This window comes from Streptomyces sp. NPDC054813 (assembly GCF_053611365.1).
On sequence record NZ_JBSHAF010000003.1, the window covers coordinates 484,028 to 501,114 of the forward strand.

General features: G+C 71.2%; 14 protein-coding genes and 1 pseudogene. 10 read left to right on the forward strand and 5 right to left on the reverse strand.

All coding sequences use genetic code 11. The features are described from left to right. The first annotated feature begins 42 nt into the window (after positions 1–42). From ACWGJB_RS08400 to ACWGJB_RS08420, 5 genes and pseudogenes are all read left to right on the forward strand, one after another. Positions 43–1,707, forward strand: a complete 1,665-nt coding sequence (locus ACWGJB_RS08400; protein ID WP_453379416.1) for a beta-N-acetylhexosaminidase — start codon at positions 43–45, stop codon at positions 1,705–1,707. 76 nt (positions 1,708–1,783) lie between these two features. Continuing rightward, positions 1,784–2,572, forward strand: a complete 789-nt coding sequence (locus ACWGJB_RS08405; RefSeq protein ID WP_453379417.1) for a DUF4328 domain-containing protein — start codon at positions 1,784–1,786, stop codon at positions 2,570–2,572. A 388-nt stretch (positions 2,573–2,960) separates the two neighbouring features. Beyond that, the gene (locus tag ACWGJB_RS08410; protein ID WP_453379418.1) at positions 2,961–3,500 is read left to right on the forward strand and encodes a hypothetical protein; all 540 of its coding nucleotides are present in this window, start codon (positions 2,961–2,963) and stop codon (positions 3,498–3,500) included. 156 nt (positions 3,501–3,656) lie between these two features. After that, positions 3,657–4,037: a hypothetical protein gene (locus ACWGJB_RS08415; protein WP_453379419.1), complete on the forward strand. Its 381-nt coding sequence runs from the start codon at positions 3,657–3,659 to the stop codon at positions 4,035–4,037. A gap of 99 nt (positions 4,038–4,136) precedes the next feature. After that, positions 4,137–4,407, forward strand: a pseudogene (locus ACWGJB_RS08420) (MFS transporter); the annotation flags it as partial. 127 nt (positions 4,408–4,534) lie between these two features. Here ACWGJB_RS08420 and ACWGJB_RS08425 read toward each other — a convergent pair. Continuing rightward, positions 4,535–6,805 (reverse strand): peptidoglycan recognition protein family protein, encoded by a 2,271-nt coding sequence (locus ACWGJB_RS08425; protein ID WP_453379420.1) that lies wholly within the window; start codon positions 6,803–6,805, stop codon positions 4,535–4,537. A 718-nt stretch (positions 6,806–7,523) separates the two neighbouring features. On the opposite strand from ACWGJB_RS08425, the gene ACWGJB_RS08430 reads away from it, so the two are divergent. Together ACWGJB_RS08430 and ACWGJB_RS08435 are read left to right on the forward strand one after the other, a co-directional pair. Continuing rightward, the gene (locus tag ACWGJB_RS08430; RefSeq protein WP_453379421.1) at positions 7,524–8,189 is read left to right on the forward strand and encodes an RNA polymerase sigma factor; all 666 of its coding nucleotides are present in this window, start codon (positions 7,524–7,526) and stop codon (positions 8,187–8,189) included. After that, complete coding sequence (locus ACWGJB_RS08435) at positions 8,189–9,214, forward strand: hypothetical protein (RefSeq protein WP_453379422.1); 1,026 nt, start codon at positions 8,189–8,191, stop codon at positions 9,212–9,214. The genes ACWGJB_RS08430 and ACWGJB_RS08435 overlap by 1 nt, the downstream gene beginning before the upstream one ends. Before the next feature lie 217 nt (positions 9,215–9,431). On the opposite strand, the gene ACWGJB_RS08440 is transcribed toward ACWGJB_RS08435, so the two are convergent. Further along, the gene (locus tag ACWGJB_RS08440; RefSeq protein WP_453379423.1) at positions 9,432–10,331 is read right to left on the reverse strand and encodes a L,D-transpeptidase family protein; all 900 of its coding nucleotides are present in this window, start codon (positions 10,329–10,331) and stop codon (positions 9,432–9,434) included. Positions 10,332–10,428: 97 nt separating this feature from the next. Between ACWGJB_RS08440 and ACWGJB_RS08445 the strand changes: the two genes are divergently transcribed. Next, positions 10,429–12,009: an acyl-CoA mutase large subunit family protein gene (locus ACWGJB_RS08445; RefSeq protein WP_453379424.1), complete on the forward strand. Its 1,581-nt coding sequence runs from the start codon at positions 10,429–10,431 to the stop codon at positions 12,007–12,009. 68 nt (positions 12,010–12,077) lie between these two features. Then, positions 12,078–12,734 (forward strand): leucine efflux protein LeuE, encoded by a 657-nt coding sequence (gene leuE, locus ACWGJB_RS08450; RefSeq protein ID WP_453379425.1) that lies wholly within the window; start codon positions 12,078–12,080, stop codon positions 12,732–12,734. A 31-nt stretch (positions 12,735–12,765) separates the two neighbouring features. On the opposite strand, the gene ACWGJB_RS08455 is transcribed toward leuE, so the two are convergent. After that, positions 12,766–14,145 carry an FAD-dependent monooxygenase gene (locus ACWGJB_RS08455; protein ID WP_453379426.1) on the reverse strand — a complete coding sequence of 460 codons (1,380 nt, stop codon included), beginning with the start codon at positions 14,143–14,145 and terminating at the stop codon, positions 12,766–12,768. Positions 14,146–14,216: 71 nt separating this feature from the next. Between ACWGJB_RS08455 and ACWGJB_RS08460 the strand changes: the two genes are divergently transcribed. Next, entirely contained in the window at positions 14,217–14,861 is a 645-nt protein-coding gene (locus ACWGJB_RS08460; RefSeq protein WP_453379427.1) for a TetR/AcrR family transcriptional regulator C-terminal domain-containing protein, read from the forward strand. A 136-nt stretch (positions 14,862–14,997) separates the two neighbouring features. Here the strand turns inward: ACWGJB_RS08460 and ACWGJB_RS08465 are convergent, their stop codons facing one another. Continuing rightward, the gene (locus ACWGJB_RS08465; RefSeq protein WP_453379428.1) at positions 14,998–15,405 is read right to left on the reverse strand and encodes a hypothetical protein; all 408 of its coding nucleotides are present in this window, start codon (positions 15,403–15,405) and stop codon (positions 14,998–15,000) included. 431 nt (positions 15,406–15,836) lie between these two features. Next, positions 15,837–16,967, reverse strand: a complete 1,131-nt coding sequence (locus tag ACWGJB_RS08470; RefSeq protein ID WP_453379429.1) for an acyltransferase family protein — start codon at positions 16,965–16,967, stop codon at positions 15,837–15,839. Positions 16,968–17,087: the final 120 nt, after the last annotated feature.

Genomic DNA, 17,087 nt, shown 5'->3' on the forward strand with positions numbered 1-17,087 from the left:
TTGGATGACGCCTGAGCGGTGGATGCGTCATAGGTTGGACCGGTGAGCCAGCACAAGCGCAGGCCCTCGGCACGGCAGGTGACACGGAGACGGGCGGTGATCGCCGCGGCCTTCGTGGGGACCGTCGCGCTCGGCACCGGCATCGGTGTGTGGGCCGCCACCTCGGGCGACGGCGGGACCCCGCCCGGATCGGCCGCCCGGCAACCGTCCGGCAGCGGGACGGCCGCCTCGTCCGCCGATCGGGCCGTGACCCCGACCCCCACGCCGACCCGCAACTACCCCCTGTCCCAGGCCCCGCGCACCATCCCCGCCGTGCGCTCCCACACGGCCGCCCGCGGACCCGGCTGGCGCCCCCGGAAGGGCGAGCGAGTCGTGGTGAGCGACGCGGCACTGGTCGACGAGGGGCGGCTGACAGCGGGTGAGCTGGGGCTGTCGTACGCCGGGCAGAAGGCGGCGAACGAGGACGTCAAGGCGGGCGACCTGCGGCTCGACCTCGGCGGGACGGGGGACCCGGAGTCGTACACGATGACCGTGCGCGGCGGATCGGTGCGGATCAGCGGGCCCGGTGACGCGGGTGTCTTCTACGGCACCCGGACGCTCAAGCAGGAGGTGCAGGGCGGCGGCAGCGCCCCGGAGGGGGTCGTGAAGGACCAGCCGGCCAAGCCGCAGCGCGGGTTCATGCTGGACATCGCGCGCAAGCCGTTCACGGCGGGCTGGATCGAAAGCCGGATAAAGGAACTGGGCGATCTGAAGTTCAACCAGTTCGGGCTGCACTTCTCCGACGACCAGGGGTTCCGGATCGAGTCCAGCACGCACCCCGAGATCGTCTCTTCGGACCATCTGACCAAGGCGCAGGTCAAGGAGATCGTCGCCCTCGCCGCCAGCCGGCACATCCAGGTGGTGCCCGAGATCGACTCGCCCGGTCACCTCGGTGCCGTCCTCGCCGCCCACCCGGATCTGCAGCTGCGCAACGCGCAGGGCGTCGCCACCAAGGGCGCCATCGACATCTCCCAGGACGACTCGGCGAAGATCGTCGACGACCTGCTCGACGAGTACGCCGACCTGTTCCCGGGCTCCTACTGGAACCTCGGCGGCGACGAGTACCAGGCGCTCACCGTCGCCGACCCGCAGGCCTCCTACCCGCAGCTGGCGGACGCCGCCCAGCAGGCGTACGGCGCCTCGGGCACCGTCGCCGACCTCACCACCGGCTGGCTCAACGACCGCGCCGACACCGTCCGCGCCCACGACCGCACCATGCGGGTCTGGAACGACGGCTTCTTCCGGGGCACCTCCGTGCAGCCCGCCAAGGACCTCCAGGTCGCCTACTGGACCGGAAAGGAGATCGGCGCCCGGCAGCCGGTGGAGTACCTTCGCGCGGGCCGGAAGGTCCTCAACTACAACGACGAGTTCCTCTACTACGTCCTCGGGGAGCCCAACACCTTCGTCTATCCGACCGGGCAGCGGATCTACCAGCAGTGGACCCCGCGCGTGCTGCGCGGCACCGGCGCCGTGGCCACGCGGTACGACCCCCAGATCCTCGGCGGCTCCTTCGCCGTCTGGTGCGACCTGGCCAACTCCCAGACGCAGGACCAGGTCGCCGCCGGCATCCGGATGCCGCTGCGGGCGACCATCCAGAAGCTCTGGGACCCGGGCACCCCGGCCATGTCCTGGACCGACTTCAAGACCCTGGCGGGCAAGCTGGGCTGATACGCGACGAGAGGTGGACGTACGGCCGTGACGGGCCGTATGTTCCGCTTCCGCGCGCGGACCAGGGGAGGGTCCCGTGCCCTACCCCGGGGGAACCGTCTTGATCTGCGCCCGCTGCCACCACTTCGCCGCCGCGCCCGGCGCCGCCCTGTGCCAACGGTGTCTGGGTGCCACGCCCGAGCCCGTCCCGGTCTTCGGCAGCACGCCGGGGCTGTGGCTGCGCTCGCCCGTGGGCCTCGGCTGGGCCGCCGCCGTACTGCTCGGCGCGGTCGTCGCCGCCGACCTGTTCGCCGTCTGGGCGGACCTGCTCCAGTACGACGCCACGGGCGCCCTGGCCGACGGGGAGACCGGCGCCGCCGCGTTTCGCCGGGCCGACCGCGCCGACGCGCTCTCCGGGCTCGCCGCCGGTGCCCAGGCCGTGTCGCTGGTCAGCTGCGCGGTGGTGTACCTGTGCTGGTTCCAGCGGGTGCGGGCCAACGCCCAGGTCTTCAACCCGTTCGGGCACCGCAAATCGCCGGGCTGGGCGATCGGCGGCTGGTTCGTGCCGGTCGCGAACCTCTGGTTCCCGCACCGGATCACCCTCGACATCTGGGACGCCAGCAGCCCGTGGGGGACAACCCGTTCGCACGCGCTGGTCAACGCCTGGTGGACGCTCTGGCTGGCCTCGCTGTTCGCCGGTCGTGCCGTGACCGGCGGCAACGGTGACAGCGAGGGCGCGGCCCAGGCCCGTGACGACGCGCTGGGGATGCTGGTCTCGGACGCCCTCGACATCGCCGCCGCCGTCCTCGCGATCCTCGTCGTGGTACGGCTGACCCGGATGCAGCACGAGAAGGCGCTGGCGGGCGCCGCCCCGGCCGCGCTCTGATTCACGGCCGCACGCGTCTGGCGAACCCTCTTGCCCCTGTGCTGGATTCGGCCCGGGACGCCGAAATCCCGGAAGCCGACCATCACACGGTCGAGTCAACCGCCCGCATGTACGCCTGCCGACGACAGCCGGCAACCCCAAGACGCCGCCGGCCACGCGGTCGCCCGGGCGGCGGAGGCCGGGCACCCCGCGGACCCCGACGCGCTCCTCGCCGTACTGACCGCCGACCCCGATCCGTCGGCGCCGTTGGCCGGAAACCCTTTCTTCCGGCTGCTCGATCGGCTGGGTGTCGTACCGCTGTGACACTCCGGGGCCCTTGCACGCAGTAAGGGGAAGTGCGGGCTCCGTACAGGTCGGCGCCTTGGTACATACCGATTGGGGGCGTGGGATGAGCCTGGTGGAGCTGATCGCACAGGCCGATGAACACGGGCTGGCTGCCAGCGGACTGGCTTGTTTGGATCGGTGTGTGCCGCTGCTCGGCGGGGACGACCTGGTGCTGCGACCGCTGTGGACGAGCCTCGCCGACGGCTCCGGATGGGGTGCGGGCCTGGAGCAGGCCCGGGACGCGCTCGACACCGGCGAGGCCGAGGCCGAGCTGCTCGCCCGTCGCATGCTCGACGCCGCGCCCGTGCACCGCGCCCCCGACGAGGTGCGGCTATGGGCCGACGCCTGTTCCGTCGCCTCGCTGCGCATCCACCGGCTCCTCGACCCCGCCGAGGACCCGGCACCCTCCGTCGACACCCGCCGCGAGGGCGGCACCGAGGACATGTCCCCGTTGGTGGCCGCCGAACTGCGCCGCCAGGTCACCGTCCTCGAACTGCTCGCCGGCCACGGCGCGGCCGGGCTGCGCCGCGCTCTGGACATCTCCACCGAGGGGCGCCGGGTGCTGCGCGCGGTGGTGTCACGCCGGGCCCGCGGGCGCGGCTGAACCGGCCACGAAGGCCCGCCTGAGAGGTTCCTGTGAGCGCCCTGCGACGGAGCTGCGGCGGACTTGCGGGGGTCCTGCACCGGTTGCCGGAACACCCCGAACCGGAGTGACGAAACCGTTGCTGACCTCGCTTTTCCCTATGTGACAGTTCACTACGTGACAGCACAGCAGCAGACCAGGCCGCACGCCGCCACGAAACCTGCCCGCTGGGCGGCGGACGCGGTGGCCATGATGCGCGAGGGCGCGCGGGTCCGGCTCGACTACTCCGCACAGAGTCTGTGGCGGGTCGACCGGATGATCGAGGAGATACGCCGGGAGGGCCCGCCGTACGACGCGGTACGGGAGATGCTGCGCGGTCTCGGGTGCTACGCGGGCGAGGTGATCGCCCGTCACACCGGCGCCGAGTGGTGGTCGTCCGGCGGCGACCACTGGGTCCGCACCCCCGACGGCCGGCTCTGGGACCCCGTCGACGAGGCCCGGCGGTGTTACGGCGGCCATGGTTCGTTGCGGCTGCTGTGCCGGGACGCCATGGGATAGCGAAGGGCTTGGCAAAAACACCGCAACAAGAGACGCAGCCGTTCCCAACTGGTCGGGGCGGGAGCACGACTGGGCCAGGGCCGACAACCGACGCTGGAGGCCCTTGTCGTCATCGCGCCGGCCCAGCTGATGGTCGTGCAGGACATGACCGTCGTCGATATCGCACTCCCCTCCGCCCAGGCCGCTCTGCGCGATCATCGGCGCGGGCGCCGCGGTCGGGCTGCTCGCCGGCGGCTTCCTCACCCAGTACCTGAGCTGGCGCTGGTGCCTTTACGTCAACGTGCCCATCGCCCTCATCGCCTTCTTCATCGCCTTCTTCGGCGCGCTGGCCCTGCTCGCGCCGGGGGAGCGCGACCCCGACGCCCGCCTGGGCGACGGGCGCGCTGCTGCTGGCCGCGCTCGTCGCCGGAGTGGTCGTGAACGCGGACCGGGCGCCCACCCCGCAGACTGCGCGGGAGCGGACGCCCGAACCGGTCGACTCGGCTACTTGAGCCCGGCTACTTGAGGTAGACCAGGCCGTCCGTCGTGATCGTCGGACGGCCGCTGGTGCCGACCACGACGATCTTCACGGTGTGCTTGGCGCTGGACGACCAGGTCTTCGTCCAGATCGCCTGGCGGTAGGAGGTCGTCGAGGACTTCAGGTCGACGGTCGCGACCTTGGTGCCGTCGACGTAGACGTACGCCTGGCCCGAGGTGGACGCCCGCGAGACCACCCAGGACGCGGACCGTCCGGTGAAGGTCCAGGTCAGGCTCGCGCCCTTGGAACCGCTGGAGTACGACTTGCCGCCCAGGTAGTTGGTGGACGAACGGGCCGTCCAGGTACCGGACTTGGTGGCCGAGGTCTCCTGCAGGATCACCGGGGTGAAGGACGGCGACGAGGTCCGGGTGTTGCCCGCGTAGTCGTACGCCTTCATCGACCAGGTGCTCGCGGTACCGGACTTGGCCGTGCGGCTGGAACCGGTCGTGGTCGGTCCGAAGGTGGCCGTCGTCGGGGTCAGCAGGCTCACCGACTTCAGCGCGGCGTTGTCGGTGGCCTTCCAGCCGAGGGTGACCGGGACCGCCGTGGTGCTGACGGTGCCGGTGCGCAGGGAGAGCTTCGGCGCGGTGGTGAACGTCGGCGCGGTGGTGTCGGTGACGACGGTCACCGCGGCCGTGGTCGTGGTCTTGCCCGACTGGTGCACGGCCCGTACGGCGACGGCGTGGCTGCCCGCGCCGAGCGTGGCGCCCACCGAGGTGGCCGTGCCGGAGGCGGTGGCGGCGACCTTGCCGTCCACCAGCAGCTCGAACTTCGAGATCAGCGAACCGGGGGTGGTGGTCGACCACTTCGCCGTGATCGCGCCCTTGCTGTAGTACGTCGAGCCGGACAGGCTCGCGCCGGACAGCGAGGTGAGCTTCAGGCCCTGCACCGGGCCGGCCGCCCAGGCGCGGATCGTCGGCAGCTGGGGGTAGAGGGAGTTGCCGGGGCACTCGGTGTTGTAGCCGTCGCGGTGACCGGAGATCCGGTTGAAGGTGTACGAGGTACCCGCGGTGAAGCTGGTGCCGAAGAAGTTCGTCTGGGTCGCGCCTGCCGTGAGCTTGACGGTGCCGGCGGGGTCGGCGCCGTACTGGCCGAGCTTCCAGGCCGCGATACGGGCGACCGACGTGAGGGCCGCGTCGGTGGCGCCGGTGGAGGTGTAGTCACCGAGCACCGCGATACCGGCCGACTCCCGGTTCCAGCCGTAGGTGTGCGCGCCGAGCACGGGCCGGTCGACACCGCCCTTGCGGCCCTCGAAGATCGTGCCGCACTTGTCGACGAGGAAGTTGTAGCCGATGTCGTTCCAGAGCTCGGTCTGTGTGTGGTACGCGTAGATGCCCCGCACGATCGCCGCGGAGTCGGAGCAGGAGTAGTCGTTCGCCCCGTCGGTGTGGTGGACGAAGACGGCCTTCACGTCGGCGTTGTACTCGGACGGGTCGGGGCTCAGCGACTCGTCGGCGCCCCAGCCGGCGCGCGAGACGATCGGCGGCTCGGGGACGGTGGACGGCGGTGCGGGGGGCGTGGTGGCCGACGGGCTCGCGGACGCGCTCTGCGAAGCCGACGCCGAGGGGGACGCCGACGCGGAGGCCGAGTGGCTCGGTGACGCCGACGCGCTGTCGCTCGGGGAAGCCGGGTCGGAGGCCGTCACGGACTCGCTGGGCGAGACGGAGTCGGCGGGCGAGGCGCTGTCGGTGTCGGCGGGCGACGCGCTGTCGCTCGGGGTGCCCTCCGCCACGTACGCGGCCGGTTCGGCCTTCGTCTCCGCGGTGGTCGCCACCCCGGGGTCGACCAGGTTCACCTGGAGCCCCTTGGGCAGACCGGAGCTGGTGGAGCCGTCCTGGTGGACGACCTGGGCCTGGACACCGTCGGAGGGACCGACCCACAGCGGCTCGGACGCGCCGCGCGCGTCGGGCTCGGCCTTCGGGTCCTCCAGCGGGTCGGCCGCCTCCAGGTCCTGCCAGGCGGTCCACTCCCCGGTGGCGACGCTCCGGGTGCGTACCTGGGCCGTGCCGTGCAGCCGCTTCGTCGCCCCCGTCCAGGACACGCCGAGCATCGAGAACTGCTCGGTGTTCGTACGCGGCAGCTCCCGCTCGCCGCTCGCGCTGCCCTTCAGGGCCAGTTCGTAGACCTTCACCGGCCGCTTGGCCCGCCCCTGGGCGCCGTGCCCGGCGGACGGGCTGGCGACGGCGTACGTCACCACACCCCCGCCGCCCAGGACCACCGCGCCGAGCGTCAGCCACGCCCGTCGCTTCATGCTCAACGGTCTGTACGCACGCTTTCCGCGTGAACTCACTCGTCCCCACCCCTAGAAAAAGACCACGGCTGTCGCACCTGGCACACCTGTCGCACAGGTGACCCTTAGAGACAGCGTCCGGTCCTGACCAAACGTCACTCGCCGATGGCCGCCGATGTGAACACAGCCTGGCAGCGGTCGATGCGGGCCGGGGCGGGGTGAGACGAACGTAACCGTGTACTGCGCCCAGGTGCTGCCGCAGACGATCATGAATAGAAAGAAGAAGGGCAAGTCCGGCAATACGAACCAGCCCGACACTACGGGTGATTCGAATAGGGCCACCGATCCCGCGTATCGGGAACCGAGGTGGCCAACCGGCCCTGAGTCACTCGGCGTTGGCGCATCCACGAGGCACCGAAGCAACGACCGGGGCCGCCACCCCCCACAGGAGAGGCCCCGGTCGTCGCGCGGCACGGACCGCGCGGCGGCCCGTACTCTCTTCAGCGCCATGAGTGCGTTTTCTGTCACACCCCGGGGCGTCACGAGTTAGTTGCACTTTGTACGGACGTGGACGGCGAGCGGTTTCAGGTCGTAACGTGCCTTTCGCGCCGGGCCGCGGAGGACGCATGACCACCGCAACCATCTGCGTCCCGATTACCGCAACCATCAATTGAGGAACCACGACGGCGAGGACCACGTCCGCGAGAGCGGCGCCGGATTAGGCGCAAAGAGGGATCGGGTGCTGGGGGACGACGCGGAGTTGACCGCCGCGGTACGTGCGGCACAGGACGGGGACGAAACCGCCTTCCGCATCGTCTATCGCGCGGTGCAGCCTCGCCTGCTCGGATACGTCCGCACGCTGGTCGGTGATCCGGACGCGGAGGACGTCGCTTCCGAGGCCTGGCTGCAGATAGCCCGCGACCTCGACCGGTTCGAGGGCGACGCGGACCGGTTCCGCGGCTGGGCCGCCCGGATCGCCCGCAACCGCGCCCTCGACCATATACGGATGCGCGGCCGCCGCCCCGCGATCGGCGGCGACGAGACGGAACTGACCGGCCGGGCCGCCGAGTCGGACACCGCGGGGGAGGCCCTCGAGGCGCTGACCACCGGCTCCACCCTCTCCCTCATCGCCCGGCTGCCCCAGGACCAGGCCGAGGCGGTCGTCCTCAGGGTCGTCATGGGCCTCGACGCCAAGACGGCGGCCGAGACGCTCGGCAAACGCGCCGGCGCGGTACGTACGGCCGCCCACCGGGGTCTGAAGAAACTCGCGGAACTGCTCGGCGCCGACCCGGAGCAGGCGGGCGTCGTCCTCGACGCGCTGCCGCCGCAGCGAGAACCGAAGGATCGTGCGGTGACGTCCGCCACTGTGACGCATACGCGTTCGCGGACGCAGAAGGACATGTGATGGCCGACGAGCAGGACAAGTGGCTGAACCGGGTGACGGCGGAACGTCTGCTGCGCGGTGAGTCGCTGGAAGCCGTCGACGACTCCGTCCGTGACCAGGCAGAACGCCTCGCCAGGACGCTCGGCACGCTCTCCGTGCCAAGCGCGCCGGCCACCGCCGAACTCCCCGGCGAGGAAGCCGCGCTGGCTGCCTTCCGCAAAGCGCGCGAATCCGCCGAGGACGAATGGACGTCCGTGGCGCGGCAGCCGCGCAGGCCGGGGCGGGGCCCCGACGCCGGTCTCATCCGTATCGGCGCAGGTCCCCGGCCGCTCCGTGTCCCGGGCTGGGCCCGCCCCGCGCGGCTCGCCCTGGCCGCCGTACTGACCGTCGGCATGCTCGGCGGGGTCGCGGTGGCCGCGGGCACCGGGGTGCTGCCGTCGCCGTTCGACGGTCACCGCCCTGCGCCGGGAGCCTCCGTCTCGGCGGCCGGCACCCCCGCCCGCCCGCAGGACTCGCCGTCCACCGAGTCCCTGCTCGGCGGCGAGACCGGCGCGCCCTCCGCGGAGGCCACCCCCCGCGGCTCCGTCCGGCCCTCGCCCGACGCGTCCGGCAAGCCGAAGGACCAGGGCACCGCTTCGGCCGGCACCCCCGGGAACCGGTGGCACCGTGCCCTGAGGTTCTGCCGTGACATCCAGGCCGGCAAGTCCCTGGGCACCGACCGCAGGCGTGCCCTGGAGGGGATGGCGGGCGGCTCCCGACGGGTCGACAGGTTCTGCAAGGTCCTCATCGGCGCGGCCGGCCAGAACGGCGTCTCCGACGACGGCAAGGGCGACGGCAACGGCCAGGGCGATCAGAAAACGGGCTCGGGCGGCAACGGCAACGGACAGGGCGGTGACGACGACGGCCGTCCCGGCCGACGCGGCGGCGACGGCCGGGGCCACGACCACCGTCAGAACGGTGTGGTCGCGCCCGCCCCGTCGGCCTTCGCACCCCTGCCGCCGAACCGGGCCGACCCCTCGCCCGACCCCACATACAGAGCGCTTTGACCTTTAGGTACCGCTGTGACCTGCGATTTTGAAACCTGCTGAACTTTTTTCCGGCAGGGTGTGACGTTTTCAGCGGTGGTGGCGCAGTACAGAGTGAGCCGACTGGTCATCGGCCGTCGCACAGAGCCGGGGTTCCCCCCGTACCCGTGGCTCGTGCATCGGCGCGGGCGGGACACGTTCCCCCGGTCCCGCCCGCGCCCCAAACACACTCCGTCACTCACCAGTAGACGACGACCTTGTCGCCGTTGCGCACCTGATCGAAGAGAGCCGAGACGGCCGCCTCGTCCCGGACGTTGACGCAGCCGTGCGAGCCGCCCGCGTAACCCCGGGCCGCGAAGTCGTACGAGTAGTGCACCGCCTGGCCGCCGCTGAAGAACATCGCGTACGGCATCGGCGAATGGTAGAGCGTCGACACATGGTGGAGTGACTTCCAGTAGATGTGGAACACGCCCTCACGGGTCGGGGTGTACTGGGCTCCGAACCGCACCGACATCGTCGACACCGTGCGTCCGTCGATCATCCAGCGCAGCGTCCGGCTGGTCTTGCTGATGCACAGCACCCGTCCGGTCAGGCACCGCGGATCGGGCGCGGCGGCCGGCTGACCGCCCATCAGGTACAGCTCCCACTTCCCCGGCGTGTGCGTCATCCGCCGCAGCCGCTGCCAGGTCACGGCGTCGGTCTCGCCGGTCTGCGGCAGCCCGCGCCGGCCCTGGAAGCCTTTGACGGCCTCGGCGGTGAGGTCGTCGTACGTCCCGGTCGGCCCGTCGAACAGCCAGGCGACCTGGCGCAGCCGGGCCTGCAGCTCACGCACGCCGGTACCGGTGTCGCCGTGGGTGAAGACGATGTGCGGCGGGGTGGTCTCGACGACGGACGGCGTCGGGGCGGGGGTCGCACCGGGCGGCCGGCTCGATGCCCCGCCGGGTGCCGGGCCGGCTGTTCCGCCGGGTGTCCGGCTGTGCGGGAGCTCGATATGGACGGGCGAGTTCCCCTTGCCGTCCGTGCCGTCCGGCGGCTGCACGGTGCAGGCGCAGAGCGCGGTGAGTGCCGCGAGTACGGCGGCCGAGGCGAGCGTGCCGGCGGGCCGCCCCACGATCCCTGAGTACCCCGAGACCTTCATGCCGAGGATGCTTCCCCGCGTGACCGCCGCCGAACAAGGGAGCATGGTGGGAAGTGAGACGCATCGCCGCACCGGCGCACCGCGGAGGTCAGCCACCATGGTCCGTGAGTCGGAGTCCGGACTGCCCGTCGAGCCGGTCTACGGCCCGTCGGCCCTCGCGGGCTGGGACCCGGCCGAGGAACTCGGCGACCCGGGGTCGTACCCCTTCACCAGGGGCGTCTACCCGACGATGTACACCGGCCGCCCCTGGACCATGCGCCAGTACGCCGGCTTCGGTACGGCGGCCGAGTCCAACGCCCGCTACCGGCGGCTGATCGCCCACGGCACCACGGGCCTGTCCGTCGCCTTCGACCTGCCCACCCAGATGGGCCACGACTCCGACGCCCACCTGGCGCACGGCGAGGTCGGCAAGGTGGGCGTGGCGATCGACTCGGTCGACGACATGCGGGTGCTGTTCGGCGGGATCCCCCTGGACCAGGTGTCGACGTCGATGACGATCAACGCCCCGGCGGCCGTGCTGTTGCTGCTGTACCAGCTGGTGGCCGAGGAACAGGGGGTGAGCGCCGACCGGCTGACCGGGACGATCCAGAACGACGTCCTCAAGGAGTACATCGCGCGTGGCACGTACATCTACCCGCCCGCACCGTCCCTGCGGCTCACCGCGGACATCTTCCGGTACTGCCGTACCGAGATCCCGAAGTGGAACACGATCTCGATCTCCGGCTACCACATGGCCGAGGCCGGGGCCTCGCCCGCGCAGGAGATCGCCTTCACCCTCGCCGACGGCATCGCCTACGTGCGGACCGCGGTCGCGGCCGGCATGGACGTCGACGACTTCGCACCCCGCCTGTCCTTCTTCTTCGTGGCCCGTACGACGCTCCTGGAGGAAGTCGCCAAGTTCCGTGCGGCGCGGCGGATCTGGGCGCGGGTGATGCGGGAGGAGTTCGGGGCACGGAACCCCAGGTCGCTGATGCTCCGCTTCCACACCCAGACGGCGGGCGTCCAGCTGACCGCCCAGCAGCCGGAGGTGAACCTGGTCCGGGTGGCCGTCCAGGCCCTGGCCGCGGTCCTCGGCGGCACCCAGTCGCTGCACACCAACTCCTTCGACGAGGCGATCGCCCTGCCGACGGACAGGAGCGCCCGGCTCGCCCTGCGCACCCAGCAGGTGCTGGCCCACGAGACCGACGTCACGGCGACGGTGGACCCCTTCGCCGGTTCCTACGCGGTGGAGCGGATGACCGACGACGTGGAGGGCGCGGCCGTCGGTCTGATGCGCCGGGTCGAGGAACTGGGCGGCGCGGTGGCGGCCATCGAGGCCGGCTTCCAGAAGGGCGAGATCGAACGCAACGCCTACCGCATCGCGCGGGAGACGGACGCGGGGGAGCGGGTGGTGGTCGGCGTCAACCGCTTCCGGCTCGACGCGGAGGAACCGTACGAGCCGCTGCGCGTGGACCCGGCCATCGAGGTCCGGCAGGCGGAACGGCTCGCACGCCTGCGCGCCGAACGGGACCGGCAGGCCGTCGACTCGGCCCTGACCGCCCTGAAGAGGGCCGCCGAGGGCGACGACAACGTCCTCCACCCGATGAAGGCGGCCCTGCGGGCCCGCGCGACGGTCGGCGAGGTGTGCGACGCGCTGCGGGAGGTGTGGGGCAGCTACACCCCGGTGGACACCTTCTGATTCCGGCGGATGCCTTGCGGCCCGCACGGGCGGGTGCGGTGTCAGACCCCCGTGCGAGACTTCTTCGCATGTTCGGTGTCATCGATCTCCCCACCTATCTGGCAGGCCTCGTCCTGATCGTCCTGCTGCCCGGCCCCAACTCGCTGTACGTACTCTCGGTCGCCGCCCGGCAGGGGATTCGGGCGGGCTATACGGCCGCCGCCGGGGTGTGGTGCGGAGACACCGTGCTGATGACGCTGTCCGCGGCCGGGGTCGCCTCGCTGCTCCAGGCCAACGCCGTGCTGTTCGGGATCGTGAAGTACGCGGGCGCCGGCTACCTGACCTGGCTGGCGGTCGGCATGCTGCGGTCGGCCCGGTCGATGTGGCGGACCCGGCGGGAGCGCGCGGCCGAGGAGAGCGGTCCGGCACCGGCCGCCGTCACGCAGGAGCGGCCCTACCGCCGCGCCCTGGTGATCAGCCTCTTCAACCCGAAGGCGATCCTGTTCTTCGTCGCCTTCTTCGTGCAGTTCGTGGACCCGGGTTACGCCTACCCGGCGCTGTCCTTCGTCGTGCTCGGCGCCTTCGCCCAGCTGGCCAGCTTCCTGTACCTGACCGCCCTGATATTCAGCGGCACCAGGCTGGCCGCCGCCTTCCGACGCCGCAAGCGTCTGGCGGCGACGGCGACCTCGGCGGCGGGGGCGCTGTTCCTGGGCTTCGCGGTGACGCTGACGCTGGCGAGCGCCTGAGCCGTGCCCCACGGGCCTTCGGCGCCTCGCCCTAAGCGACCCCGAAGGCCCCTGTGCGCGCCGCGTACTCCCGCAGCCCCTCGGCCGTCGCACCCGCCCAGCCCACGTAGCCGTCCGGGCGGACCAGGAACACACCCGGGCCGTACGACTCCGGGGCCGGCAGGCCGCCGATGCCGTCCACCGGCTCCGGGGTCAGCAGGGTCCAGTGCGGCCCCCGGAAAGCGTCGAACATCCGCACCCCGTCCGCGTTCCGTCCGTCGGGCGCGCGGTCGCCCGCTCGCACCGGCCCCGGGTTCGCCCGGGTCTCCGCGGTCAGCGAGGACTCCCGGTAGCCGATCCCCAGCTGGACCGTCGCTTCGCCGCGCCGTACCTCGCCGCGGTGGACGCCCGTCGAGAGGTTCAGCATGGCGGCGGCGTTCGCGCGGCGCTCCTCCTCGTAGGTGTCCAGGAGCGCGTCCGGGGCGTCGCCGGCGAGCACCGCGGTCAGCTTCCAGCCCAGGTTGTAGGCGTCCTGGACGCTGGTGTTCAGGCCCTGGCCGCCGGCCGGGGAGTGGACATGGGCGGCGTCTCCGGCCAGGAAGACCCGGCCCACGCGGAAGCGGTCGGCCAGGGCGGCGCGCGGGCGGAAGTCGGAGGCCCAGCGCAGCTCGGTGACGTCCGCCGCGTCGAGGTGGCTGTACGCCGACACCAGGCGCCGTACGCCCGCCAGGGACAGGTCGGCCTCCGTGCCCTCGGGCAGCTTCGCGCTCAGCTGGAAGTCGTCCGTGCCGGCCAGCGGGCACAGTGCCACGCCGTTGCCGTCGGCGCCGACGAAGACGTGCCAGTGGTCGCGGTCGAGGTCACGCACCCGCAGGTCGGCCACCAGGAAGGGGTTCGGGTCGACCGACTCGCCGGTCATCCCGACGCCCACCGCACGCCGTACGGCCGACCGGCCCCCGTCCGCCGCCACCACGTAGCGCGCCCGGGCGGTCGTACCGTCGGCGAAGTGGGCGGTCACCCCCTCCGCGTCCTGCTCCAGACCCGTCAGCGTCTGCCCGAATCCGACCCGGCCGCCCAGCTCCAGCAGCCGTGCGTACAGCACCTCCTGCGTCCGCCACTGCGCGACCATCAGCGGATCGGTGTACGGCGCGCCCTCGTCCGACGCCACCTCGTCGAAGATCGGCTGCGTCTCCAGCCGCTCGCCGTTCTTCCAGAACAGCTGGGGCGGGTAGGGACCGCCGGCCGCGCGGAGCGCCTCGCGCACCCCGAGGTCGTCGAAGACCTCCTGGGTGCGGGGCTGTATCCCCTTGCCGCGCGAGCCGGCGAACAGCTTCTCGCCCGCCTCCACGACCAGCGCGTCCACCCCGCGCCGGGCGAGGTCGATACCGAGGGTGAGTCCGGTGGGGCCCGCGCCCACGATCAGGACGTCCATCACCTATCTCCTTAACGTCGTTAAGTGCCGTCGGCGACAAGGCTGCCCTTAACGCTGTTAAGCTGTCAAGCGTGAGTACGGAACGACGCGCACCCCTCGACCGCCGCCGGGTCGCCGACACGGCCCTGCGCCTGCTGAACGAGGTCGGCCTGGACGGGCTGACCCTGCGGGCCATCGCCAAGGAGCTGGACGTCAAGGCGCCTGCTCTGTACTGGCACTTCAAGGACAAGCAGGCGCTGCTCGACGAGATGGCGACGGAGATGTACCGCCGGATGGTCGCGGGCACGCAACTCGACTCCGGCACCTGGCAGAACGTGCTGCGCACCATGAGCGGCGGGCTGCGCGCGGCCTTGCTCGGCTACCGCGACGGCGCCAAGGTCTACAGCGGCTCACGCTTCACGGGCATCGACCACGCTCCTGAACAGGAGGCGTACCTGCACGTCATGGCGGAGGCCGGCTTCACCGTCGCCCAGGCGGCCGTGATCGGCGCGACGGTCAACGCCTACACCATCGGCTTCGTCACGGAGGAACAGGGCGTCCAGCCCCTCCCCGGCGAACGCCGAGAGGGCTACGACGTGGAGGAACGGGCCCGCCTGCTGGCCGACTTCCCCCTGTCGGCGGCGGCGGGCCGGGAGATCTTCACCGACTACGACAGCCAGTTCGAAACCGGCCTGGAGATCATCATCGCGGGTGTCGAGGCCCGGTACGGCGTGTAACGAGGAAATCTGTGTCGTCTGCGGCACCCTGAAAAAAGAAAATGACAGGAACTCGACGCCGTGGTACACGGTCCCAGTCAGAAAAAAACCCGTTCCCGGGCGGTTGTGCAACCGCCCGGGAACGGGTTTTCCTGGCTCAGCAGTGGTCGGTGTTCGTCCGGTACCAGCCGCCCCACGTATTGGTCGCGTAGTCGTCGTAGTTGCAGTAGTAGTTGCCGGCCGCCGTCACGACCTTGATGGCCTTCCCGGCGGAGGACTCGAAGTAGCCGACGGTGGCCGCGGCCTTTCCGTCGCCCGGCATTTCCTTCCAGCTGCCCGCGCCCGACCAGGTGTGCCAGATGGTGCCGGACGGGGCGACGCCGAAGCATTCGTCCGGCCCGTACTGCCAGTCCACGAAGTCCGCGCCGTATTCGTTGAGGTTTCCGGTGTACCCGAAACAGGTGGCGGTCGCGGCGGACGCCGGCGAGGTGGAGACCCCCACCGCGCCGAACGCCGCCAGGGACACCACAGCGGCAGCGGCCGACAGGCGGAAACGAGACTTCACGAGCTCTCCTCTGTTCGGTTCGATCTTGCCGGGCTTGTTCCGGGCTCACGCTAGGAGTGCACGAGTCGATCTCACAAGCATGGTTATCGGCCGCTCGCGTTAATTGGACGGAGGGCCTCCAGGTAGGGAAAGAGGCATTGGAGTTCAGCTCGAATTAGTCCCTCGTGCCCGGCTCGCGGAGCGCATTGCAGACCAATGCGAGGAAAGGGTAGTGAACCGGGATAGGGGCACGCCCGCGAACAGCGTCGGCCTGTTTGTTCGCCGAGTCCAGAAATGCCGGGCAAAGGAGGCATTCGGCGTGGCCGAGAAGGCGCAGGAAGGCAAGGGGGGCGTCAAGTCAAATCATTTTCCGGCACGGCACCTTGCCGACGAGTGCCGGCTTGCCGGCAAGGTGCTGAATTCGCTGTCTCCGGCGATGCCGGCCGGGTCGGCTAGACCGGACGCCGGGTGCGGGCATCGCCCTTCAGCGCCGTTTTCAGCCGGAGCCCGAACGGCCGTTCCACATAGCGGTGGATCAGCCAGGCCAGGCCCAGCATGACCAGCACCGTCACCGCCAGCGTGGGCCACGGCGGCAGCCCCCAGCCCCGGTGCAGCACCCGGATCACGAACCAGCCCAGGTGCTCGTGCACCAGGTAGAACGGGTACGTCAGTGCCCCGGCCGTGGTCAGCCAGGGCCAGGCCGCCCATCGCGTCCAGCCCGCCGCCACCGCCGCCACCGCGGCGTAGGCCAGCGTGACGACGAGCATCACCACGTACGGGTTCCGGGGTGAGCCGGCGTGCCACAGCCCCTCCGTGGCCATGCGCAGTCCGAGGATCCAGGAGAGCGCCACGATGCCCCAGGGCAGCACCCCGCCGCCGAAGCGGTGGACGAGGTAGAGGGCCAGGCCCGCGATGAAGTACGGGGCGTACTGCGGCATGACGACCAGCTCGGTCCAGGGGCCGCCGGCCGAGGTGCTGAGCACGGCGGCCAGGGTCCACACCGAGCAGAACAGCACCACCCTGCGGTAGGTGACGCCGGGCAGCACGACGAGCAGCGCGAACAGCGCGTAGAAGCGCACCTCCACCCAGAGCGTCCAGCAGACGCCGAGGACGCGGGGCGCGCCCATCGGCTGTTGCAGCATCGTCAGGTTGACCAGGAACTCGTCGAGCCGGACCGCGTGGACCACGGCCGGCAGGACCAGGGACGCGCCGGTGATCAGCACCAGCGCGACCCAGTAGGCGGGGTAGAGGCGGGCGACGCGGGAGCGGAAGAAGTCGCCGAGGGAGCGGCCCCAACTGCTCATGCAGATCACGAAGCCGCTGATGACGAAGAAGAACTCGACGCCGAGACAGCCGTAGACGGCCGCCCGGGACAGGGTCGGGAAGACGTGGGCGGGGTTCTGGTGCCAGGACGCGGAGACGACTCCGCCGCGCCCTGTGTAGTGGTAGAGGCAGACCATCAGCGCGGCCAGGAGCCGCAGTCCGTCGAGGGCCAGAAGTCGGGTGCGCGGTCGTCCGGGTGGGGCCGGGGTGACGGCAATCTTCGCAGGCGGGAGCGCCTTTGTGGGGGTCGCGAGAGACATGGTCCGAGACGTCTACCCGGTTCCGGGCGGTTAATCATCCGATCTGTTCACGGAGTCCCCGGGACGTGGAAGTCCAATACCGTCACCTGGGGGAACCATAGGAAGTGTGCGGTGAACCTG

What these genes read in the sequence shown, in the direction of transcription:
- ACWGJB_RS08410 (WP_453379418.1), top strand. Translation starts at nt 2,961, where the DNA reads ATGAGCCTGGTGGAGCTGATCGCACAGGCCGATGAACACGGGCTGGCT.
- ACWGJB_RS08425 (WP_453379420.1), bottom strand. Translation starts at nt 6,805, where the DNA reads ATGAAGCGACGGGCGTGGCTGACGCTCGGCGCGGTGGTCCTGGGCGGC.
- ACWGJB_RS08435 (WP_453379422.1), top strand. Translation starts at nt 8,189, where the DNA reads ATGGCCGACGAGCAGGACAAGTGGCTGAACCGGGTGACGGCGGAACGT.
- ACWGJB_RS08440 (WP_453379423.1), bottom strand. Translation starts at nt 10,331, where the DNA reads ATGAAGGTCTCGGGGTACTCAGGGATCGTGGGGCGGCCCGCCGGCACG.
- ACWGJB_RS08445 (WP_453379424.1), top strand. Translation starts at nt 10,429, where the DNA reads ATGGTCCGTGAGTCGGAGTCCGGACTGCCCGTCGAGCCGGTCTACGGC.
- leuE (WP_453379425.1), top strand. Translation starts at nt 12,078, where the DNA reads ATGTTCGGTGTCATCGATCTCCCCACCTATCTGGCAGGCCTCGTCCTG.
- ACWGJB_RS08455 (WP_453379426.1), bottom strand. Translation starts at nt 14,145, where the DNA reads ATGGACGTCCTGATCGTGGGCGCGGGCCCCACCGGACTCACCCTCGGT.
- ACWGJB_RS08470 (WP_453379429.1), bottom strand. Translation starts at nt 16,967, where the DNA reads ATGTCTCTCGCGACCCCCACAAAGGCGCTCCCGCCTGCGAAGATTGCC.